The sequence below is a fragment of the Pedobacter sp. AK017 genome (genome assembly GCF_014200825.1).
GTDB classification, from domain to species: Bacteria; Bacteroidota; Bacteroidia; order Sphingobacteriales; family Sphingobacteriaceae; genus Pedobacter; species Pedobacter heparinus.
Map to the genome: position 1 here is coordinate 21,350 of NZ_JACHCW010000003.1, position 23,596 is coordinate 44,945.

The 23,596-nt window shown below is 41.9% G+C and carries 20 protein-coding genes; 13 read left to right on the plus strand and 7 right to left on the minus strand.

Features of this window, described 5'->3' with window-relative positions; genetic code table 11:
• Positions 1–31 precede the first annotated feature (31 nt).
• The 4 genes from HDC92_RS05060 to HDC92_RS05075 all read left to right on the plus strand — a co-directional run bounded on the left by HDC92_RS05060 (position 32) and on the right by HDC92_RS05075 (position 2,081).
• Positions 32–814 (plus strand): ABC transporter ATP-binding protein, encoded by a 783-nt coding sequence (locus HDC92_RS05060; RefSeq protein ID WP_015808392.1) that lies wholly within the window; start codon positions 32–34, stop codon positions 812–814.
• Between the two features lie 17 nt (positions 815–831).
• Positions 832–1,380 carry a cob(I)yrinic acid a,c-diamide adenosyltransferase gene (locus HDC92_RS05065; protein ID WP_183872756.1) on the plus strand — a complete coding sequence of 183 codons (549 nt, stop codon included), beginning with the start codon at positions 832–834 and terminating at the stop codon, positions 1,378–1,380.
• A 157-nt stretch (positions 1,381–1,537) separates the two neighbouring features.
• A complete protein-coding gene (locus HDC92_RS05070) occupies positions 1,538–1,759 on the plus strand; it encodes a DUF2795 domain-containing protein (protein ID WP_008240955.1) in 222 nt (73 codons plus the stop codon).
• 160 nt (positions 1,760–1,919) lie between these two features.
• The gene (locus tag HDC92_RS05075) at positions 1,920–2,081 is read left to right on the plus strand and encodes a lmo0937 family membrane protein (RefSeq protein ID WP_015808390.1); all 162 of its coding nucleotides are present in this window, start codon (positions 1,920–1,922) and stop codon (positions 2,079–2,081) included.
• Positions 2,082–2,128: 47 nt separating this feature from the next.
• On the opposite strand, the gene HDC92_RS05080 is transcribed toward HDC92_RS05075, so the two are convergent.
• The gene (locus HDC92_RS05080; protein WP_183872758.1) at positions 2,129–2,806 is read right to left on the minus strand and encodes a 2-C-methyl-D-erythritol 4-phosphate cytidylyltransferase; all 678 of its coding nucleotides are present in this window, start codon (positions 2,804–2,806) and stop codon (positions 2,129–2,131) included.
• A 90-nt stretch (positions 2,807–2,896) separates the two neighbouring features.
• Positions 2,897–3,946, minus strand: a complete 1,050-nt coding sequence (gene queA, locus HDC92_RS05085; RefSeq protein ID WP_015808388.1) for a tRNA preQ1(34) S-adenosylmethionine ribosyltransferase-isomerase QueA — start codon at positions 3,944–3,946, stop codon at positions 2,897–2,899.
• Between the two features lie 183 nt (positions 3,947–4,129).
• Between queA and HDC92_RS05090 the strand changes: the two genes are divergently transcribed.
• A complete protein-coding gene (locus HDC92_RS05090; RefSeq protein ID WP_183872760.1) occupies positions 4,130–4,828 on the plus strand; it encodes a hypothetical protein in 699 nt (232 codons plus the stop codon).
• Between the two features lie 90 nt (positions 4,829–4,918).
• A complete protein-coding gene (locus tag HDC92_RS05095; protein ID WP_015808386.1) occupies positions 4,919–6,160 on the plus strand; it encodes an ABC transporter permease in 1,242 nt (413 codons plus the stop codon).
• A 249-nt stretch (positions 6,161–6,409) separates the two neighbouring features.
• Here the strand turns inward: HDC92_RS05095 and HDC92_RS05100 are convergent, their stop codons facing one another.
• Positions 6,410–7,603, minus strand: coding sequence for a pyridoxal phosphate-dependent aminotransferase (locus HDC92_RS05100; protein WP_183872762.1), 1,194 nt, complete (start codon positions 7,601–7,603; stop codon positions 6,410–6,412).
• Between the two features lie 134 nt (positions 7,604–7,737).
• Here HDC92_RS05100 and HDC92_RS05105 point away from each other — a divergent pair, with 134 nt between their 5' ends.
• From HDC92_RS05105 to HDC92_RS05120, 4 genes are read left to right on the plus strand one after another with little or no spacing between them, the layout of a single operon-like run.
• Positions 7,738–8,715 (plus strand): cation diffusion facilitator family transporter, encoded by a 978-nt coding sequence (locus tag HDC92_RS05105; protein ID WP_036674598.1) that lies wholly within the window; start codon positions 7,738–7,740, stop codon positions 8,713–8,715.
• A complete protein-coding gene (locus tag HDC92_RS05110; protein WP_183872764.1) occupies positions 8,715–9,155 on the plus strand; it encodes an NUDIX domain-containing protein in 441 nt (146 codons plus the stop codon). The genes HDC92_RS05105 and HDC92_RS05110 overlap by 1 nt, the downstream gene beginning before the upstream one ends.
• Complete coding sequence (bioA, locus tag HDC92_RS05115; protein WP_183872766.1) at positions 9,152–10,420, plus strand: adenosylmethionine--8-amino-7-oxononanoate transaminase; 1,269 nt, start codon at positions 9,152–9,154, stop codon at positions 10,418–10,420. Before HDC92_RS05110 ends, bioA begins: the two co-directional genes overlap by 4 nt.
• Before the next feature lie 19 nt (positions 10,421–10,439).
• Positions 10,440–11,051: a hypothetical protein gene (locus HDC92_RS05120; protein ID WP_183872768.1), complete on the plus strand. Its 612-nt coding sequence runs from the start codon at positions 10,440–10,442 to the stop codon at positions 11,049–11,051.
• Positions 11,052–11,053: 2 nt separating this feature from the next.
• Here the strand turns inward: HDC92_RS05120 and pdeM are convergent, their stop codons facing one another.
• From pdeM to HDC92_RS05140, 4 genes are read right to left on the minus strand one after another with little or no spacing between them, the layout of a single operon-like run.
• Entirely contained in the window at positions 11,054–11,689 is a 636-nt protein-coding gene (pdeM, locus tag HDC92_RS05125; protein ID WP_015808380.1) for a ligase-associated DNA damage response endonuclease PdeM, read from the minus strand.
• Positions 11,679–14,201 carry a ligase-associated DNA damage response DEXH box helicase gene (locus HDC92_RS05130; protein WP_183872770.1) on the minus strand — a complete coding sequence of 841 codons (2,523 nt, stop codon included), beginning with the start codon at positions 14,199–14,201 and terminating at the stop codon, positions 11,679–11,681. The genes pdeM and HDC92_RS05130 overlap by 11 nt, the downstream gene beginning before the upstream one ends.
• Positions 14,202–14,234: 33 nt before the next feature.
• Complete coding sequence (locus tag HDC92_RS05135; RefSeq protein ID WP_183872772.1) at positions 14,235–15,842, minus strand: ATP-dependent DNA ligase; 1,608 nt, start codon at positions 15,840–15,842, stop codon at positions 14,235–14,237.
• Complete coding sequence (locus HDC92_RS05140; protein WP_183872774.1) at positions 15,826–16,824, minus strand: ligase-associated DNA damage response exonuclease; 999 nt, start codon at positions 16,822–16,824, stop codon at positions 15,826–15,828. Before HDC92_RS05140 ends, HDC92_RS05135 begins: the two co-directional genes overlap by 17 nt.
• Positions 16,825–17,254: 430 nt before the next feature.
• Here HDC92_RS05140 and HDC92_RS05145 point away from each other — a divergent pair, with 430 nt between their 5' ends.
• The 3 genes from HDC92_RS05145 to HDC92_RS05155 are packed head-to-tail and all read left to right on the plus strand — an operon-like array spanning position 17,255 to position 23,579.
• Positions 17,255–20,443 carry a SusC/RagA family TonB-linked outer membrane protein gene (locus tag HDC92_RS05145; RefSeq protein ID WP_183872776.1) on the plus strand — a complete coding sequence of 1,063 codons (3,189 nt, stop codon included), beginning with the start codon at positions 17,255–17,257 and terminating at the stop codon, positions 20,441–20,443.
• Positions 20,444–20,449: 6 nt separating this feature from the next.
• Positions 20,450–22,339, plus strand: coding sequence for a RagB/SusD family nutrient uptake outer membrane protein (locus HDC92_RS05150; protein ID WP_183872778.1), 1,890 nt, complete (start codon positions 20,450–20,452; stop codon positions 22,337–22,339).
• 43 nt (positions 22,340–22,382) lie between these two features.
• A complete protein-coding gene (locus HDC92_RS05155) occupies positions 22,383–23,579 on the plus strand; it encodes a DUF5000 domain-containing lipoprotein (RefSeq protein ID WP_255484454.1) in 1,197 nt (398 codons plus the stop codon).
• The last annotated feature ends 17 nt before the right edge of the window (positions 23,580–23,596 follow it).

Sequence of the window (23,596 nt, forward strand, 5' to 3'; positions counted from 1 at the left end):
CCCGATAGGCGTTGTCTAAAAACAAAAAAAAATGGAGAAAGCGTCGACAGTAAAGATTGATAAAGCGTTAATCAACATTAAAGATATTGGTCGTAAATATGTCATCGGTTCTGAAGTGATCCATGCATTGAAATCGGTCACACTGGATATTCATAAAGGAGAGTTTGTCGCATTGATGGGGCCTTCTGGTTCAGGGAAATCTACCCTCATGAATATTTTAGGCTGTTTGGATACACCCAGCAAGGGACATTATGTATTAAACGGTACCAATGTAAGCCACATGTCAGACAATGAGCTGGCCGAGGTACGAAATAAGGAGATCGGTTTTGTATTTCAAACCTTTAACCTGCTGCCCCGTTCCACCTCGCTGGATAATGTCGCCCTGCCGCTGATCTATGCTGGTGCCAATAAAAAAGAACGTGAAGCACGTGCATATAAAGCATTGGAGAACGTAGGGTTGGGTAACCGCGTAACCCACAAGCCCAATGAGTTATCGGGCGGGCAGCGTCAGCGGGTAGCTGTTGCCAGGGCACTCATCAATAACCCCTCCATTATTCTGGCCGATGAGCCTACCGGAAACCTGGACACTAAAACCTCCATCGAGATTATGGGACTGCTGGAAGAGATCCACAGCAAAGGAAATACCATTATTCTTGTAACGCATGAAGAGGACATAGCCCAGCATGCACACCGTATTGTAAGGATGCGGGACGGACTGATCGAGAAGGATTATCAAAATACAGATGTCAAAACGGTTTCTCCACGTCTATCCGGATTAAAGGAAAAAGGTGATGACTTTGAAAAGATAAATTGAAAAAAGCATATAGATAGATGAAAATATACACCAAAACAGGTGATAAAGGGTTGACATCTTTGATTGGGGGGACCAGGGTGCCTAAATTCCATTTGAGGATAGAGTGTTATGGCACTGTAGATGAATTGAACTCCTATATCGGTCTCATCATGTGTCAGGAAATAGATGTCCATTACCAAAAGGTGTTAAAGGAGATACAGGACCGTCTGTTTACCGTTGGTGCTTCTTTAGCTGCGGATCCTGAAAAATCAAGAATGAAAATCCCCGATCTTCATGAAAGCGACATCAGTTTGCTTGAAAAAGAAATGGACGATATGAACGAGGTATTGCCCGAACTGAAACATTTTGTCCTTCCCGGCGGAAATACGGTGGTTTCCTATTGCCATATTGCCCGTTGTATATGCCGCAGGGCCGAACGGTTAACCGTTCATCTGGCGTCAGATAGCTTTGTTGACGAAAAAATGACTATTTATTTGAACCGTTTAAGTGATTATTTATTTGTTTTGGCACGAAAACTGAGTTCAGATGCTAAAACAGAGGAAAATATCTGGATTCCGCGATTATGATCGGGATGTACAGCCAGTTGAAGTGGTAGTTTTTATAAACCAAATATAACTGACAAACAAAGTTATAGAATGGAAATAGTTGAAAAAAATTTTGTTTTGCTCGTGTTTTTTAATATACTTTTGCGAAATAAATTTGAATAACCTAATAGTAAGAAATATGTATTGGACATTAGAACTCGCATCGCACCTGGAAGACGCCCCATGGCCTGCAACAAAAGATGAATTGATTGATTATGGTATACGATCAGGCGCACCGGTAGAGGTGATAGAAAATTTACAAGCTTTGGAAGATGATGGTGAACCATATGAAACCATAGAAGAAATTTGGCCTGATTATCCCACTAAGGATGATTTCTTCTTTAATGAAGATGAGTATTAGGGTTTAATAAAAAGCCATAATAGATTTTTAAGAGGCCCCATATTTCCGGGGCCTTTCTTTTTTTCAGAACTTTTCGGTTTGATTATTGTTAATGTAATGTCATAGATTCTTTAACAATCTATGATTTAAACTTAAAACACATACTTAAAAATTGAACGTTATGGGAAATTTACTTTATCTTGTTGCTGTAGTCTTGGTTATACTATGGATTATTGGCTTCTTCTTTAATGGCTTTGGGCCAAATGTAGGCGGGCTGATTCACATTTTACTGGTTATCGCAATCATAGCAATTCTGCTTAAAGTCATTAACAGGGCTGCATAATCTTATCCTTTGCCATGTCGGCCTGGTTTGGCATGGCAAAGGTAAACCTAACTAAGTTCCCTTTTCTTTATAAAGATCGTTGCGATTTCCAGATCTTCCGGATAGGTAATCTTTATGTTCTCGCGCTCACCATCAATCAGGTTTATTTTAAAACCAGCAAACTCAACTACAGAAGCATCGTCAGTAAAATCATTTCTAAATGGAACCTGATAAGCCTTTCTAAGCATACTCACCTGAAATGTTTGTGGTGTTTGTATCAATGCCAGCTCATTTCTGTTTAATGATTCATTTCCTTCTTCCAGAATCTTTCTAACCGAATCTGTTGGTTTTATGCCTGCTACACAATTACCTTTTTCTTCGGCAACGTCATATGACCTGTTAATCAGCGCAGCCGAAACCAAGGGTCTGGCAGCATCATGGACGGCCACTGTTCCATTTCCTTTGATAATTTTTAACCCGTTTTTTACAGAGTGGAAGCGTTGCTCACCACCACTTACTACCTTGTGCGGGATATCAAAATTATACTTCAGACAAAGTTCTTCCCAATAGCTGTGCTGATGTATGTTCAGTACCAGTAATATTTCGGGTCTGTATTTACATTGATCAAAAGCTGTGAGTGTATGCATGAGCACCGGTTTACCATCCAGCAATAAAAATTGTTTGGCAACAGTACTTTGCATCCTGTTCCCTGAACCTCCGGCTACTATAATTGCATAATACTTCATATTGGGCAGCTTTTAAACAAAAATAGGAGATTTAAACCGATTGGTTTCAAATCTCCTATTGCTATTTACAATTTATTGGTTAATTTTTTATCAGATGATCAACATCGCATCACCATAGCTATAGAAACGGTATTTTTCTTTCAAAGCCACCTCGTAAGCATGTCTAACGTAATCATAGCCACCAAATGCACTCACCATCATCAGCAAAGTAGATTCAGGTGTGTGGAAATTCGTAATCATAGAATTTGCAATGCTGAAATCATAAGGAGGGAAGATAAACTTGCTGGTCCAGTCGTTAGCAGCCTTAAGGGTCCTGCCCGAAGAAACAGCTGATTCTATGGCACGCATTGAAGTAGTACCTACGGCACATATCCTTTTTTTACGTTCAATTGCTTTATTAACAATGTCTGCATCTTTCTGCTCAATAATAAATTGTTCAGAATCCATCTTATGCTTGGTCAGGTCTTCAACTTCTACAGATCTGAAAGTACCTAAACCAACGTGTAGTGTCACCTCCGCAAAGTTAATCCCTTTCAGCTCCAGGCGTTTCATCAGTTCCCTGCTAAAGTGTAAACCGGCAGTAGGGGCTGCTACAGCGCCTTCATGTTTTGCGAAAATAGTTTGGTAACGTTCTTTATCCTGTGCAGTAGCTTTACGTTTGATATATTTTGGCAGTGGTGTTTCGCCCAATATCTCAATATTTTTTCTGAATTCTTCGTCAGTACCATCAAATAAGAAACGGATGGTACGTCCGCGAGAGGTGGTATTGTCAACCACTTCAGCAACCAGCAGGTCATCATCACCAAAATATAGTTTATTTCCAACGCGGATTTTACGTGCAGGATCAACTAAAACATCCCATAAACGAAGTTCTTTGTTCAGCTCCCTTAACAGGAAGACCTCAATTGTTGCACCCGTCTTTTCCTTATTGCCGTATAAACGGGCAGGGAAAACTTTAGTGTTGTTCAGGATCATAACATCCTGGTCATCGAAATAGTCTAAAACATCTTTAAATATTTTATGTTCAATTTTTCCGCTATCCTTGTGTAAAACCATTAAACGGGCTTCGTCTCTTTGTTCAGAAGGGTTGTTGGCAACCAGCGATTCAGGTAAATTAAACTTAAATTGAGATAACTTCATATGTTTGATGTGATATTTAAGGGCGCAAATTTACGAAATATAATCTTTATTAGTATATATTTCTTTTGCTGCTTTCTGGTAAACTAATTTTTTTAAACTTCAGATTTCCTACAGAATTTCATTATAGTTTTAATTATATTTATTTTGATATAAATCTTTTATTAAAGTTAAACTAGTTTCATCATGAAAAAAATATACTTTTCAATCCTTTGTCTGTTTACACTTTTAATGGGCTGTACCAAAAGTACTGATACTACAGACACTCAGCTGAGCTACAGCTTTAATGCGATTAACCTGAATGCTACTTTAAGTTCCAATTCAGGTACGAGCGGCAACATCGTTCCTGCAGGAACAAACGGAAGTATCAACTGGACCAGCGCAAGTGTTAATATTGCAAAGATCGAATTCAGTGCTACGCATGCCGGAAACGCCATATCACTTGAATCAAAAAACCTTTATACAGTAAATGCACTGAATCCCGATTCCCTGGCCGGAACGGTTTTCTTGTCATCAGGAGTTTACGAGAAAAATGAGTTTAAGATCAATATAAATGAATCCCTGAGTAATCCTCCTTTACTGCTTAGCGGAACTTATATAGAAGCTTCAGGAACAAAAATACCAGTGATAGTGAAACTAAATGTTTCTCAGCTTATCAAGCTGGAAGCACCCCGGATAGAGGTTTCACAGGGAAAGTACATCGCAAAAGTTACACTGGAGCTTAACGGCCTGGTAAAGGGACTCACTGCGAGTGATTTCGGACAAACAACGCGTACTACACCTAACAACACCATTTTGGTTAGCAACACGGTAAATAAAACACTGTTTGATAAACTGGTCTTAAAACTACCCTCAATTTTAAGTGTGAGCATGACCAAACCCTAAAATGTTTTTATCAATAACGCAGGCATAATGTTTTTTTAGAATTATAACGCATACACTGTAACCTTTTTTGGTAGCTTTGGTCTAAACGTTATGATCATTTTCAGACTAATAGGCGAAAGTTTTCGGTTCGCAGCTGATGCACTGCGCCAAAACAAACTGCGGACAATGCTTTCCTTATTGGGAATCACCATTGGCATTTTTGCCATCATATTTGTATTTTCTGCTGCCGATACCTTTAGAAGTAAGCTTCAGGAAAGCATTGACAAACTGGGCTCAAAAACAATTTTTGTTCAGAAATGGCCCTGGGGCGGATTTGGAGATTATCCCTGGTGGAAATATGTAAATCGTCCGGAACCTTCCTTAAGGGATTATAGTGCATTAAAGGAACGTCTGGAGCACGCTGAAGGTGTTTCCTATGAAATTTATGCCGATAGCAGAACTGTCAAGTACCGTAGCAATTCTGTTGAAGGAGCAGGTTTGAAAGCAGCCTCCCAGGACTTTAATAAAACATGGACCATCGATTTTCAGGAGGGTAGGTATTTTACAGAGAATGAAGGGAAATCGGGCTCACCGGTCATCATTCTTGGAGCCGACATCGCTGATGGTTTATTTAATGGTGAACCTGCTGTAGGAAAAAAGATTGTGGTAATGGGGCGCCGTTTAACTGTAGTTGGTGTCTTCAGAAAAGAGGGGGAGGATATGCTCGGTATGTCCCAGGATAAAAATATCCTGATTCCGCTCAACTTTGCAAAAGGCTTATTTGATGTGGAAAGCGGACGTTATGACCCTACGATTACCGTAAGGGGAAAAGAGCATATCGCACTTGAAGAAATAGAAAGTGAAATACAGGGCGCTATGCGCGCGATACATAAGATCAGGCCAGGAGCAGATGATGATTTTGCTTTAAATAAAAGTACAATTGCTTCCGATCAGCTGGATGTGATGTTTGGGATAGTGGATATTGCAGGTTGGGTAATTGGTGGTTTTTCTATCCTCGTTGGCGGGTTTGGCATAGCCAACATCATGTTTGTTTCAGTAAAGGAACGCACCAATATTATAGGTATACAGAAATCACTGGGCGCCAAAAATTATTTTATTCTGTTACAGTTTTTGTTTGAGGCAATTGCACTATGTTTACTGGGCGGTTTATTGGGCTTGTTACTGGTTTATATATGTACACTGATCTCGGCCGCACTTGGATTTGAAATGGTATTGTTCATGAAGAATATTGTGCTGGGAATAGGAGTATCATTTTTAATCGGTACAATATCAGGGTTTTGGCCTGCGTATTCGGCATCAAGGTTAGATCCTGTCGAAGCGATCCGCTCCTAATATGAATCCCTTTGGTTAAAAAAGAGATAGGACTATTCGAAAGCGGGAATCTTTTGCGCTGAAGAAGCGCAAAATTTCCTATGCTTTCTCACAGCATACCTCTCTTTTTTAGATGTCGGATCTGCATAAACTCGCTATTTTTAGGTTGGGTAAATATTAAACAAAATGCCTGTTCCAAATAAGGGAACAGGCATTTGTTATGTTTTGAGCTTAATAGCTAAGTACTAAATACTAATATCCGGGTACTAACTAGCTCAGCTTAGCTAAAGCGGCTTTTATTCTGGATACGGCATCTCTTAGCTTATCTTCAGCTGCGGCGTAAGAAAGACGGATACAATCTTCATTGCCAAAAGCTTCGCCGGTAACAGTTGATACATGCGCTTCATTTAATAAATATAGGCTCAGGTCTTCAGCTGAATTGATTACTGTGTCGCCATTCTTTTTGCCGAAAAAGGCCTTTACTTCAGGGAAGAAATAGAATGCTCCATCAGGCAGGTTTACTTTAATACCCGGGATTTCTTTTAATAAAGCATAAACAATATCTCTGCGTTTTTTAAATTCTCCTACCATTTGGTTTACTGAGTCCAGACCGCCCTGATAAGCAGTTAACGAAGCTCGCTGGGCAATTGAGCAGGTGCCCGAAGTGATCTGGCCCTGTAATTTATCGCACGCATTGGCAATTTCCTTATTTGCTGCCATGTAACCAGATCTCCAGCCAGTCATTGCATACGATTTAGAGAACCCGTTGATCAGGATCACACGGTCTTTTATCGAATCAAATTCTGCAATGGAAGCATGTTTGCCTACAAAGTTGATGTGCTCATAGATCTCATCAGAAATGATATAAATATTTGGATGTTTTTCAAATACAGCTACCAGATCGGCCAGTTCTTCTTTGCTGTACACAGATCCCGTTGGATTGCATGGCGAAGAGAACATAAACAATTTGGTCTTATGCGTAATGGCTGCTTCCAGCTGTGCGCCTGTTATTTTAAAGTTGTTTTCAACAGTTGCATTGATAAAAACGGTTTCTCCTTCGGCCAGTTTAATCATTTCCGAATAAGAAACCCAGTAAGGAGTAGGTACAATTACTTCATCTCCCGGATCAACCAGGCACATTACGGCATTGGCCAAGGATTGTTTGGCCCCGGTTGAAACTACAATCTGATCAAAACTGTAGGTTAAACCATTTTCTCTCAATAGTTTTTCTGCAATCGCCTTCCTTAGTTCAGGATAACCTGAAACCGGACTGTAATAAGAAAAATTGTCATCAATAGCCTTCTTAGCGCCCTCTTTCACAAAATCAGGAGTAAAAAAGTCTGGCTCCCCAAAACTGAGGTTAATAACGTCTATCCCTTTTGCGGACAGTTCTCTTCCTAACTTGGCCATTTTAATGGTTTGTGACTCAGATAGGTTGTTGATTCTTTTGGATAAAAATGTCATAGTAATTAATGCGAAGGCAAATTAAATTTTGTGCGAAAGCAAATATATGAACCTCACGGCATTATAAACTAAAAAAAATACTTTTTATATAAATTGACAGTTAAACAGTATTTTTGGATGCTAAACTCAGCAATTTGCAACCTCAGAAAAAAGCCATATTAATTGCATTGTGCATTAGCATTGTGCTGATGCTGGCAAAATTTGTCGCCTATTTTATTACGCATTCCAATGCCATACTTACCGATGCCGCAGAAAGTATTGTAAATGTACTGGCCAGCAGCTTTGCATTTTACAGTATTTACCTGGCTACTTTACCTAAAGATGAAAATCATCCTTACGGGCATGGAAAAGTAGAGTTTTTCTCTGCTTTTATAGAAGGTACACTCATTGCCATTGCGGGCATTATTATCGTCTTTAAGTCGGGCTACGACCTGATATATCCCAAACCCATTACACAGCTTTTTGAAGGTGCCAGTATTATCGGGGCCACAGGACTGGTTAATCTTTTCATAGGGTATTATCTGATCAATACCGGTAAAAAGCATAAATCCATTACCCTCGAAGCAGATGGAAAGCACCTCTTAACTGATGCCATTACCAGTGCAGGCCTGGTTATAGGAATTGTACTGATCAAGCTTACTGCAATTTACTGGATGGACAGTGTCATCTCTATGTTGCTGGGATTATATATCATTTACAATGGCTACAAGCTTACCAGAAGATCGGTAGGTGGATTAATGGATGAGAGCAATATCGACCTGGTAGAGACCATCATCAACATCCTGCAAAAAAACAGGAAAGAGCCCTGGATAGATGTACACAATTTAAGGGCACAGCAATATGGGGCAGACCTGCACATCGATTGCCACATTACCCTGCCTTATTATTTTGACCTGAACCAGGTACACCAGGAGATCTCGGAAATAGATAAAATGATCAATGGAAATGCCGATAGAAAGACGGAATTGTTTATCCATGCCGACCCTTGTTTGCCTGCCTGTTGTAATTATTGTAAAATGAAAGAATGTCCGGTAAGGCAGGAGCCTTTCAGGGGCGAGATTAAGTGGACAGTTGAAAACGCAACCAAGAACCAAAAACATTTTGACCAGTAATGAGCTATTTTAACGTTAGGGTATACGGTTTATTGATAAACCACAACAATCAGGTATTGGTTAGTGATGAGCAATCTGGTGGCCGGATTTTCAGTAAATTTCCCGGTGGCGGGCTCGAACTTGGCGAAGGTCTTATAGATGCATTAAAACGGGAATTTATGGAAGAATGTAATGCAGAAATTGAAGTGCTGGGTCATTTGTATACTACTGATTTTTATGAACAGTCGTCTTTTAATGATAGCCAGATACTGAGTATATATTACCTTGTAAGGTCGGTTGAGCCCCTAATGCTCAACTTCAAAACAAAGGTTTTTGATTTTGAGGATGGCGCTTTGCAATCGTTCAGATGGATTGACCTGGATAAACTTAAACCTGATGACGTAACCTTTAAAACGGATAAAACTGTGGTGGAAATATTATTGAAACAATACACGCTATGAGTTTGGTAAACCGCGATGCACAGGTGATCTGGCATCCTTACACCCAAATGAAAAACCATTTACCACATGTTCCGATAGTTAGGGGCGAAGGGGTGTACCTTTTTGACGAAAAAGGCAAGAAATATATTGATGCAGTTTCCAGCTGGTGGGTAAATATCCATGGTCACGCACATCCGCATATTGCAGCAAAAGTAGCTGAACAGTTGAATACACTGGAGCATGTTATTTTTGCGGGTTTTACACATGAACCGGCAGTTCGGCTGGCCGAGCGGTTGTTGCCCTTGCTGCCTGGCGTACAGGAAAAAGTGTTTTATAGCGATAACGGATCTACAGCAGTAGAAGTAGCCTTAAAAATGTGTCTGCAATATTGGGTAAATACCACAAAACAACCGCGTACCAAAATCATTGCCTTTAAAGACGCTTATCATGGTGATACCTTCGGGGCGATGTCTGTAAGCGGCCGCAGTATTTTTACAGAGCCCTTTAATCCGCTGCTTTTTGATGTAGAGTTTGTTGACCTGCCTAATGCACAAAATATAGAGCAGCTCAAATCCAAGATCAATTACCTTTCCAATGAAGTGGCCTGTTTTATTTTCGAACCTATGGTGCTTGGTGCCGGCGGCATGCTCATGTATGAAGCGATATATCTTGATCAGTTAATTGAAACCTGTCAGAAACATGGTATATTGACCATTGCAGATGAGGTGATGACAGGTTTTGGCCGTACAGGAAAGTATTTTTCTACTGAAGCATTGCAAACAGAACCAGATATATTTTGCCTTTCCAAAGGGCTCACCGGAGGTACTATGCCTTTGGGTGTTACCACCTGCAACAGCAAAATTTTTAATGCTTTTTTAAGTGATGACAAACTTAAAACCTTGTACCACGGACATTCGTTTACAGCCAATCCTGTTGCCTGTGCAGCCGCTTTGGCTAGTCTGGATATATTATTGCAGCCTGAAACCCTGCAAAACATTAAAAGAATAGAAAGCAGGCACCAGATATTTTCTGAAAGCATTATCGGGCATCCCAAGCTTAAAAATGTCAGGCAAAATGGTACTATACTGGTCATGGAATGGCAAACGGAAGGTGATACTTCTTATCTGAACGGCTTGCGCGACCGGCTTTACCTGTATTTTCTGGAACGTGGTATCATATTGCGTCCCCTGGGCAATATATTATATATTTTGCCACCTTATGTAATCAGTGATGAAGATCTGGCGTATATTTACCAAAATATTCTGACAGCCTTAGAAGAAATATAAAAGCCTAAATAAGAGATCAATGAACATTAAGCCGATCCTGGAAAGTATAGTTAATGACAATTTACTGCATGCAAAATGGTTAAATACCTTGTCATATATGGAAAATGCAGGTGCAAAAAAGATCTCCGCTTCCGAGCATAAAGAGCAGGTAAACCTGATCATCCTTAAGCATGCCGCAGAAGAGCACCGCCATGCTTATTACCTGAAAAAACAATTGGAGAAGCTCGATGGTAACCTTTGTAAAACCTATACCAATGAGGAGCTGCTCACACCAAATCATACCAAGTTTTATTTAAATGCATTGGATGTTGCGGTTTGCCGTTATCTGAAACAGCATTTTAATTTGAGCGGCCACGAATTGAAATTTGCTGCCTACCTCTTTGTTACTTATGCCATAGAAGTACGTGCCGATGAACTGTATCCGGTATATCAGCAGGTTTTAACAAATGCCAAAAGCAAAGTAAATGTTAAATCGATCATCCTGGAAGAAGAAGGGCACCTTGAAGAAATGCTCAACCAGCTAAAAACATTTTCTCCAGACTGGCAAAAACATGCCGAACTGGTGATTGAGATAGAACAGGAGATGTTTGACAGCTGGATCAGTAATCTGGGCGAGCAATTGCGCAATTAACTTTAAATTTCAATTACTTTTTCCGGTGTTATGGCGTAAAACCTGTCGCCTTCAGCTGCTGTTAAAAGCTTTAAACCGGTGAAAACGCTGAATGCTGGTAAAACTGCACAATGTAAGCCAAAATAAAAACAGGGAAATTTTAATCTTTGCCGGGCCTTACCATATAAGATCACCCCGGGGTGGATATGGCCCGAAATATTATAATACGCATCATAAGTTACAGGCTTATCGTGTATAAACCTGAACGGATATTGTAAAAATTCTTTATGGTGTACTTCTATGCCCAAAGCCTCATAATCTTCATTCTTTAAATTGTCGTGGTTGCCTTTAACCAGTATCACTTTTAAGTCCGGATAACTAGTTCTCCATTGCATGAAAGCATTGGCATCACTGTTGATGTTATTGTGGAACATATCACCCGTAACCAGCAGTGTTTTTGGTGAAAATATGGTCATTAAATTGTTCAGCCGGTGCAGATCTGTCAGGCCCACTGTTGCCGGTACCTGAATGCCATGTTTTCTGAAATGTGCAGATTTGCCAATATGGAGGTCACTTACAATCAATATTTGTTGTGCTTCCCAATATATGGCCCTTTCCTTATGCAATATTAAATTTTGCCCCCGGCAATTAATGTTCATGTCTTTTTTTATTTTTTTTCTCTGTTTCTGTGGTCATCCTTTGAATGCGCTGACTTAATTCTTCAGAACTCATGCTGTCCCTTAAACTGTCTACTTTAATTGGAAAACATAACGGCGTATAACTTTCCGGTTTGGTTACGATAAGTTTACTGTTTTGTATGCGCTGTAAAGCAGCGGCCAGTCTGGGTTCTTCAATTTGCTGATAAAAAGCTTCATCATAGGCCTGTCGCAGTAGCAAATTGTGATGGTCGTAATCGCTAAATACATTAAAAAACAAGGCTGCCGAAGATTGTAAATGTTTATTTGCAATGTACTTTCCAGGGAAACCTTGAAATACCAGCCCTGAAATGCAGGCGATGTCCCTGAATTTGCGTCTTGCCATTTCTGTGGCATTGATGCTGGCCACAATATCTTCCGCCAGGTTTTTCGGACTGAACAAGTTTTTAATGTCGTTTTCTTCCAGAGGGATGGGTTGTTCACTCAACAGCTCAAAACCATAATCATTCATGGCTATAGAAAAAGAAATAGGGGTGGTTTTGCCCAGACGGTAAGCAATCAGTGCCGCCATGATTTCATGTACCTGCCGGCCTTCAAAAGGATAAGCAAACAGGTGATGTCCATCTTTTGTGGCAATCAGTTCTATCAGGAATTCATCGTCCCTGGGTACATGAGATACTTTTTCCTGTTTTTGAAATAAAGGAAAAATGAAGTCCAGTTCTATATCCTGATGTGTTTTGTAAAGCGTTTCATTGTATTTTTTTCGCAATATGGCACCCAGGTTGGCGGTTAATGAGATGCGGCCACCCATCCAGCTGGGGGTAATGGCCCTTTTCACTTTACTTTTGCGTACCACAACTGTCATCTCTTTGACCATAATAAATTCAAGTACCCTTCCGGCCAGTGTAAAACTGCTACCAGGTTTCATCCTTGCAATAAACGATTCTTCGATCATGCCGATATATCCACCCGTAATGAATTTAACTTTCAACATCGGATCGCTCACTATAGTGCCGATGTGCAGGCGATGGCGCATGGCTGTCTGCCTGCTTTCTACTTTCCAAAGTCCATCAACCAGGCTCACCTTACTAAATTCATTGTAAGCGGTTAAACTGTCACCTCCGGTAGTAATAAACTGCATGATCCAGCTCCATTCCTGCGGCAGCAATTCACTAAAAGCATAAGTTTCTTTCACTTCAAAAAAAAGCCTGGCTTCATCAAAGCCATCGCCAACGGCAAGTGTAACCAGGTACTGGATCAGCGTGTCAAAAGCCATGACGACAGGTTCACGGCTTTCTATATCCTGCGTTTTTGCAGCCTCTTTAATGGCGGCTGCTTCTACCAGTTCCAGGGCATGTGTGGGTAAAAAATAAATGGTCGATGTTTCGTAAGGTGAGTGTCCGCTGCGCCCGGCCCGCTGTAAAAAACGGGCTACCCCTTTGGGCGAGCCGATCTGTACCACCGTATCTACAGGCTTAAAATCTACACCCAGATCTAAGGATGAAGTGCTGATCACTGCTTTCAGGGAGCCTGAATGGAGTGCGTCTTCAATCCAGTTCCTTAGCTCGTAGTCGATAGAACCATGATGGATGGCCAGCAGGCCTGCCAGGTTTTCATCCAGGGCCAGCAAGGTCTGGTACCAGAGTTCAGCCTGGCCCCGGGTATTGGTAAATATCAGTGTGGTTTTACTTTTGTAAATTACGGGCAACAGTTTCTCTGCCAGTTTATGTCCAAGGTGTCCGGCCCATGGCAATAGATCAATATGGTCCGGTAAAATAGAACGGATGTCAATTTTCTTTTCAAGGTCGGCCTTAACAATGGTCTTCGGTACATCGGGATAAGGTACCAGCACTTCCATGGCCTGTTCCATATTACCGATAGTGGCCGATATGCCCCATATCCGGAGCAACCTTTCCGGATGCCTTTCTTTCAGCAGGCCTTTGATCCTGGATATGCCCAGTTCGGTCATTACCCCGCGTTTGCTGCCCAAAAGCTCGTGCCATTCATCGGCCACAATACATTGCAGCTGGTCAAAATAGCTATGCGTATTTTTCTGGGCAAGCAATAAATGGATGCTTTCCGGGGTAATGATCAATACCTCTGGCATTGCTTTTTTTTGTTTCAGTTTTTCATTTTGCGGGGTATCGCCGTTGCGTACGCCAATATGCCAGTCCAATTCCAGTTCCATGCAAACCTCACGCATGGCACGGGCCAGGTCTTTTGCCAATGAACGGAGTGGGGTAATCCACATTAATTTTAATCCGGAAGTCCGTTTTACCATTGCTTTCTTTTTAGCCTGCCGTTTTTCCAGACCGGCCCGGGTATTCAGCTCATCAATTACAGCTGCTAGAAAAATAGAAAAGGTTTTACCAAATCCGGTAGGTGCATTTACCAGGCCGCTGTACCCCTCGGCATAATATTGCCAGGCATCTGTCTGGAATTTAAAGGGCTTTTTCCTGTTGCTTTTCAGCCATTTAATTACCTGTTTGTATCCTTTACTTGTTTCCAGTTTCATCTTTCAAAATAAGCAGGGTTCTGCACTGTAAATTTAAGCTTTGGCAGGCAATAATGTAGCCTGAAGCAATTGCTTTAAATCATCAAGGGTATTGATCTCATCTGCTTTCTTGTCCTTTCTCCATCGGGCAATACGCGGAAACCTTAGGGCCAGACCTGCTTTGTGCCTTTTGCTTTCTGCTATTCCTTCAAATGCAATTTCAAATACCAGTTCCGGTCTTACAGTTCTTACCGGGCCAAATTTTTCAATTGCATTTTTTACAACAAAAGCGTTTACTTCTTTAATTTCTTTGTCTGTTAATCCGGAATAAGCTTTTGCTACCGTAACCAGTTTTTCCCCATCGCGGACAGCAAAAGTATAATCGGTAAAAAAGCTGGCCCTGCGGCCACTGCCTTTCTGGGCGTAGATCATTACAGTATCCACTGTATAAGGGTTTATTTTCCATTTCCACCAGTCGCCGCGCTTCCTGCCACTGTGGTATAAGGAATCCATTTTTTTTAACATGATGCCTTCACTGTTGATATCCCTCGATATGGTTCTGAGTTTTGCCAGTTGCGCCCAGCTTTTAAATTCAATAACCGGCGACAGGAGCACTACATGTTTAGTGAGCAGATCTTCAATAGTTTTTGTCAGCAGTTCCCGGCGCAGACTTAAGGCATCTGATCTTAAATCTCTTCCCTTATGCTCCAAAAGGTCGTATGTAAAGAATCCTATCGGGGCGTCGCTTAGCTGGGCCTTACTGATGGTTTTTCTGTTTAGCCTTTGTTGCAGCAAGCTAAATGCCTGTACTTTTCCATCTTTTACAGAAAGTATTTCTCCATCCAGTACTGTTCCATCCTCCAGCTCATCTTTTAAAAAGTGCAGCTCCGGGAATTGCTCAGTTACCAGCTCCTCGCCCCGCGACCAGATAAAAAGCTCGCCATTGCGTTTTACAATTTGTCCGCGTATGCCATCCCATTTCCATTCTGCCTGCCATTCCAAAGGTTCGCCCAGTGCACCTGGTTCCGCTTCAAGCACATATGCCAGGCAAAAAGGGTAGGGCCAGGAGCTGTCGGTATTCACATGAGCCCCTGCCATCAGGTCCTGGTAACTGATCTGCGAGGGTTCCCATTTGCCCATAATGCTGTGCATGATTTTACTGCTTTCTGTACCGGTTTGTCTGGCCAGTGCATTGACCAGCATTTTGCCGGATATACCTATTCTGAAATTGCCAGATATCAGTTTGTTAAAAATGAAACGTTCATGTGTTTCCAGGCTATCCCAGGCTTTTAAAATGAAAGTTTTTTTATCATCATCATCTTTGCCGTTCAGTAAAGCCAGCTCATTGATCCATTCATGGAGTTTCCTTGTGCTAAGTTCCGATGCAGGCGGGAGCACCAGGGCAATGGTCTCACTCAGGTCGCCCACATTGTGGTAACACTCTGAAAAAAGCCATTCCGGAATTCCGCTCAATGCTGTGGCCCATTGCCTGATCAAGGCGGTGCTTACCGGTCTTTTAGGTCTTTTTCCGGTAAACATGGCAATTACATAAGGTTTATCCAGTTCATCAGCTTCATTAAAATAGTCAACCAGCGCGGCAATTTTGTCGTTGGTCTTATTGCTCATTTCCAGCTGTTGTATGAGTTTAGTGAAACGTTTCATCGTCATCTTCGTTACCGTATTGGGTTTTTACTTCTTCCGCTTCAATGCCAATTTCATTAAGGTACTTTGCGAACGTAGCACTGTAGCCATGCGTTACAAACACTTTTTCTGCTTCAGTTGCCTTAATGGCCGATAATAAGCCAGGCCAGTCGGCATGATCACTTAAGGCAAAACCGGCATCGGCACTTCTCCATCTTCTGCCCGCCCTTACCTGCATCCAGCCCGAGCATACCCCCGTAGCTGCGTTGCTTAAGGTTTTTATCCAGCGCCCTTCTGCAAGTGCAGGAGGCACAATCACTATTCCTTTTTGGAGTTCCTCTTTGCTGGTTTCAGCGGTGATCCTTATTGTTTCCGGCAAATTTACCCCGGCTGTTTTAAAAGCATCATTTAAATTGGCAATGGAGTTGTGGACATACACAGGGCGATAGCCTGCAAGTCCGGCTACGAGCCGTTGCGCCTTGCCTAAGCTGTAAGCAACCAGTACGCTGGTTTTCTGTTTATCCTGATTGCCGGATATCCATTCCCTGATCTGATCCAGTATCAGCTGCTGCGGCTGCCATTTATATATGGGAAGCCCAAATGTGCTTTCAGATACAAAGGTGTTACATTTAACAGGTTCGAAAGCAGTACTGATGCCATCATCAGTTACCTTATAATCGCCGGATACCACGCATACCTCCCCTTTATATTCGAGCCTGACCTGGGCCGAGCCAATTACATGGCCTGCCGGAAAGAGGCTTATTTTAACCCCGTTGATGCTGATTTCTTTACCATAAGGAAGTGTTTCTATGTTTAGCTCGCCAAGCCTCTGTTTCAGGATAGGGCTTGTCAGCTCGTGACATAAATAAGCGTTGCTACCCCATTTTACGTGGTCTGAATGGCCATGAGTAGTAACCGCAAGGTTAACCGGACGCCATGGATCGATATAAAAATCACCCTGTTTGCAGTAAACTCCTTTATTCGTAAAGCTGATCAGTCCCATTTTTTATCAACAAATATATATTGGATAAGTTTTTTTTCCTGACAACAGACTTTTTTGATATTATATTTTGTTTAAATAACCTTTATTTAATGTTGTATTAAGCTTAATAATTATTTAATATTCTTTTAAAGTATTTAAAATACTTTCGCTTTTGCAGGACAGTGCATAACAGTTGTTAATCTTATACTTAATAATTTAGATTAACCAAATAAAAAAACCATGACAAAAAATCTTTACACCACGTTGTATCGCCATAGGCGGTACGCCCCCCTTTAAATGTTTTTAATATATAATCGCCTTTAAATCATGAATTAAAACCTTTGAACTGGGATATTATCCCTCCTTATTAAAGGTCCGGCCATCCTAAATAGTCCAATGTGTTCATACACAATTTCAAAATTATATGAGAAAACAAATACTAACTTTCATAATGTTACAAATGTTTGCCTTTGCTTATATGTCCTGTATAAGTCCGGCCTACAGTAAAATAAAACCCGGTAATGCGGCTGTTTTTAAAAAGAATAAACCAGTTCCAATTCTTTCAAGAAAGGATATTACCGGAACCGTGCGCGATTCTGTTGGTGTAATGCCAGGTGTATCGGTTAAAATTAAGGGAAGTACAAATGGTACTACTACAGATGGGAACGGAAGGTATATTTTAAACGTACCTGATGAGGGCGCCAGTCTGGTATTCTCTATGGTGGGCTATGCCACACAGGAAATCCCGGTAAGTGGAAAAACGGTGATCAATGTTACCCTTAAGCCTTCACAAAATGCATTGGATGAGGTAGTAGTGGTGGCTTTTGGGACCCAGAAAAAAACAGATATGGTGGGTTCGGTTACTTCCATCAGTGCAAAAGATCTGAAGGTTCCTTCCAGCAACCTGACTACTGCACTGGCGGGCCGCGCGGCGGGGATCATTGCTTACCAGCGGAGTGGGGAACCCGGACAGGATAATGCAGATTTCTTTGTCAGGGGCATTACCACTTTTGGCAGCAATACCAAACCGCTGATCCTGATAGATGGGATGGAGCTGACCTCGACAGACCTGGCCAGGCTTCAGCCGGATGATATTGCCAGCTTTTCCATCTTAAAAGACGCTACTTCTACTGCTGTATATGGCGCAAGGGGGGCTAACGGGATTATCCTGGTTACCACCAAACAGGGGGCGGTCGGCAAAGCAAAACTGGCCCTGCGTCTGGAAAATTCTGTTTCCAGTGCAACTAAAGACCTGGAACTGGCTGATCCGATCACTTATATGCAACTTTCTAATGAAGCCATTTTAACCCGTAACCCACTCGGAACCCTGTTGTACTCGGAAGAAAAGATTGCCAACACCATTGATGGTAAAAACCCGCTAGTATACCCGGCCAACGACTGGAAGAAAATGATGTTTAAAGACAATGCCATCACACAACGTGCCAATCTGAGCATTAGTGGTGGCGGTGGTGTGGCCAAATACTTTGTTTCGGGTGCCTATAATAAGGACAACGGAATGCTGAATGTAGACAACCGCAACAATTACAACAACAACATAGACCTTAAAAGTTATACGCTGCGTTCAAATGTGACCATCGACGTAACCAAATCAACTGAAATGATTGTGCGTTTAAGTGGAAACTTTGACGATTATACGGGGCCAATTGATGGCGGTTCGGGCATGTACAGAAAAGTGATGCGTTCCAATCCAACTTTGTTCCCCGCTTATTTTCCTATTGATGAGCAGCATAAATTTGTAAAACACATCATGTACGGGAATTTTGGTGCAGGAAATTACCTGAACCCATATGCCGATATGACTAAGGGCTATAAAGATTATTCCCGGTCGCTCATGCTGGCGCAACTTGAAGTAAAGCAGGATCTCGCCGCACTTACCCCGGGCCTTTCTTTCCGTACCATGTTAAATACCAACAGGACTTCCTATTTTGATGTGAGCAGATCGTATAATCCTTATTTATACACGCTTGGAGGTTACGACCAGCTGAACAATACCTACGCAATAACCAATTTAAATGAAGAGACCGGTACAGAATACCTGGGCTATAGTGAAGGTGAAAAACAGGTAGAAACCTCTTTTTATCTGGAATCTATGTTCAATTACAGCCGTAACTTTGATAAGCATGGTTTAAATGGTTTATTGGTGTACCGGATGATGGAAAACAGGGTGGCCAATGCCGGAGATCTGCAGGAATCACTGCCTTTCAGGAACCTGGGGCTGTCTGGAAGGGCAACTTATTCTTATGACAACCGGTATTTTGCCGAATTTAACTTTGGTTACAATGGATCCGAACGTTTCCATGAGTCCAAACGTTTCGGCTTTTTTCCGGCAGGAGGGGTAGCCTGGAACATTTCCAATGAAAAATTCTTTAAAGAGCTTAAACCTATATTCAGCAATTTAAAGTTAAGGGCAACTTACGGTTTAATTGGTAATGATGCCATCGGCGATAAAAAAGACCGTTTTTTTTACCTCTCTAATGTAAATATGAATACCGCTGCAAGGGCTGCTGTTTTTGGTAACGGACAGGGCCCAATGTTTTCTTTAAACGGTGTTTCGGTATCCAGATATTCCAATGCCGACATCAGCTGGGAAACCGCAACCAAGAAGAACTTTGCGCTCGAGATCGGTTTATTTAACAAAGTAAACATACAGGCAGAGTATTATACTGAAATGCGTGACAATATTCTGATGACCCGGTCAGTTCCGATAACTGTGGGCCTATCGGCCCCGGTAAGGGCCAATGTGGGTAAGGCCAGTGGCAAGGGAACGGATATATCTGTTGATTATACCGAGAATTTAAGCAATGGGATATGGTTATCGGCAAGAGGGAACTTTACTTATGCCAGCAGTAAATACCTGGTTTATGAAGAACCCCAGTACAATGAATTTTATCGCAGCCATGTAGGTTATCCGCTGAACCAAACCTACGGTTATATTGCTGAACGTTTATTTGTTGATGATGCCGAAGCATTGAACTCACCTAAACAAAACTTTGGGGAGTATGGGGGCGGAGACATCAAGTATACCGATGTGAACCGTGATGGTCAGATCACTGATGCAGATAAAGTGCCGATTGGTAACCCTACAGTTCCTCAGATCATTTATGGTTTTGGTTTTTCTATGGGCATTAAAAATTTCGACTTCAGTGGATTTTTCCAGGGGCTGGCCAACGAATCTTTCTGGATAGATGCAGAGGCAACTGCGCCATTTGCCAATTACAGGACACAAACGGAAATTGACAATGGCACACTTGCCGGCAAGGTGCTCAACAACCAGTTGTTAAAGGCTTATGCCGATAGCCACTGGTCTGAAGACAACCGCAATGTATACGCTTTATGGCCAAGGTTAAGTCCGGAGGTCAATCAGAACAATGCACAAACCAATACCTGGTTTATGCGCGATGGTTCCTTTCTGCGCCTGAAAACAGTGGAAGTAGGGTATACCTTACCTAAAAGCTGGCAAAAAAGGGTGCGAGCCAGTACTTTCAGGGTATATGCCAGCGCGACCAACCTGTTAACCTTCAGTAAGTTTAAGTTATGGGATATAGAAATGGGTGGAAACGGTTTGGGCTACCCGCTGCAAAAAGTATTTAACCTGGGTGTAAACATTACTTTCAATTAATAAGTCATGATGAAAAAATATATAACCAAAGGCCTGCTTGTTATCCTTGTTTTAGCAACGCTAAGTTCCTGTAAAAAGTACCTGGATGTTGTTCCTGATAATGTGGCTACCATAGAAAATGCCTTTACCATGCGCAGTCAGGCGCAAAAATTCTTGTTTACCTGTTATTCTTATATGCCTAAAGAAGGCGACCTTACCGATGATCCGGGGATTCTTTCCGGTGATGAGATATGGGATGTTCCTACCAAAGGTGCTTACTTTTTTATCGCCAGAGGCTTTCAAAAAACGATCAGCCCCTATGGCGACAGGTGGACCAATCTTTACCGTGCATTGCGCGACTGTAATATTTTTCTTGAAAATGTAGGAAAAGTACCAGACCTGAATGAAGAAGAAAGGGCACGCTGGATTGCAGAGGTGAAATTTTTAAAAGCCTATTACCATTTTTATCTGGTACGCATGTATGGGCCAATCCCATTGATAAAAACCAATTTGTCTATTGATGCAGAAGCAGATGTAACCAGAGTTACAAGAGATCCGGTTGATTCCTGCTTCAGCTATATCAAGCAACTGCTTGATGAAGCCAGTCCCTCACTTCCGCCAATTGTACTGAATCCTACCACCGAGGCCGGACGGATTACCCAGCCGATTGCACTGGCGCTTAAAGCCAAGATGCTGGTAACAGCTGCAAGTCCGCTTTTTAACGGAAATACTGACCAGTCGACCCTTAAAAACCCTGATGGTACCCAGCTCTTTAACCCTACCTATTCAAAAGCCAAATGGGACACTGCAGCGGTGGCCTGTAAAAAGGCCATAGAACTGTGCCATTCAGTAGGAATGAAGTTGTATGTCTATAATCCAGATTTTCAACAGTTTAACCTTACCAGTACCATTAAAACGCAAATGAACATCAGGAACAGTTTTGCCGAGAAATGGAACAGTGAGATCATCTGGGCAAATACGCAAACCCTGGTGGCCAATGCAACATTGCAGGTTCTGGCTGCCACCTGGTGGGATCCGGTATTGTTGGACAATTCTGCTATCCGTGGTGAATTTTCTCCGCCTTTAAAAATTGTAGAGCAGTTTTATACCAAAAATGGGGTGCCGATTACCGAAGATAAAACATGGGATTACAATGGCAGGTATGGTTTACGTACTGCGGTTGAAAGCGAAAAGCTGTACATCAAAAAAGACTTTGAGACGGCAAAACTGAATTTTGACAGGGAGCCAAGGTTTTATGCCGATCTGGGCTTTGATGGGGGTATTTGGTATGGTCAGGGAAAATATGACGACAGCCAGGACCTGTTTTATCTGCAGGCTAAATTTAAGCAAAGAAACGGAGTAGGTAAACCTAATTATGGTACGGTAACAGGATATTACGTAAAAAAATATGTGCATTTCCAAAATGTGATGGTCGCCGCATCCTATTCTACAAATCCATTTCCATGGCCGGTAATCCGTTTGTCCGATCTATACTTGCTGTATTCAGAAGCTTTGAACGAATCGTTGGCAGCACCTGATGCCGAAGTGTACAAATACATTAACCTGATCCGTGCGCGTGCAGGTTTGAACAGTGTCGAATCATCATGGACCAATTTTTCCAGTAATCCTTCAAAATATACCAATAAAGACGGCATGCGAGAAATCATTCATCAGGAAAGGAAAATAGAGTTTGTATTTGAGTCTCAAAGGCTTTGGGATTTGCGCCGCTGGAAAGAGGCAGCTAAAGAGCTGAACCAACCGATTACCACCTGGGACCTGGGGCAGGAAACATCGGCCGGATATTACAGACCGGTGATCCTGTTTAACCAGACATTCGGTTCAAAGGATTATTTCTGGCCAATTAGTGAAGCCAACATTACTGCCAACAGAAACATCGTCCAGAATTTAGGCTGGTAAAAGTTATTCTATGTATAACCATCATTTTATAAACAAAATAAAGATGAAGAAACTATATTTTATCACATCAGTTTTAATTGCCTCTTTATTGTACGGCTGTGCAAAAGAGGAAAGAGAAGACCATATAGACCCCAATGCACCTGCGCCTGCTCAAATCAGTAATGTTACGGTAAAGGCCCAGCCTGGAGGGGCAAAGCTTTCCTATAAGATTCCCCAGGATGCTAATCTGGCGTATGTAAAGGCAGTATATGAAATACAGTCCGGTGTTTTCAGGGAAGCAAAATCGTCTATATATGCAGATACACTAGCTTTGGTTGGTTTCGGTGATACCAGGGAACATGAAGTAAAAGTATATAGTGTTGGGAAAAATGAAAAAGAATCGGCACCTGTACTGGTCAAAGTTATACCTCAAACCCCGCCCGTACAGTCTGTATTTTCAACGCTGGACCTGGTTTCTACTTTTGGCGGTGTAACGGTAAGTTTTGATAACCTGACAAAAGCCAATCTGGCTATAGAAGTAATGGTAGATACGACCGGACAAAATACCTGGGCCCCGGTAAGTACCTATTATACCGCTGCAGTAAAAGGAAAATTCTCGGCCAGGGGAATGAAAAGCGAGGAGAAGAAATTTGCTGTATATCTGCGTGATCGCTGGAACAACAAATCGGATACCCTGACAAAAATGCTGAGCCCTAAATATGAAACACAAATACCAAAAACAGGCTGGGTGTCTATGCAAATGAAATTAGACTCCTGGCAACCGGTAAACTCCGGTTACAGTGTGTCCAAAATATGGGATGGCAAATGGGCGGTGCTAACCGGCGATAGCTTTGCTTCGCCAAATGGTTCCCCGCTACCTTCCTGGTTTAGTATAGACTTGGGCAAGAAGGTACTGCTCAGCAGGTTTAAGGAACATCAGGCACCTACTTCACATTTATATACAGGTTCGGCTGTAAAGAAGTTTGAACTGTGGGGTTCAAATACACCAAGTCAGGACGGTAGCTTTGACGGCTGGGTGTTATTGGGCGCATTTGAATCTTTTAGACCTTCAGGATTGCCGTTGGGAACACCGGCTACAGCTGAGGATAAAAACTATGGTAACTTTCTGGGTGAGGACTTTATGTTTGAAGAAACACCGCCCGCTGTACGTTACCTGCGCTGGAAAACCATAGAAACCTATAGCAGTACCGGACAGATCGTTATCGCCGAACTTACCTTATTTGGCGAGATACAACCTTAATGTTCATCATAAACATA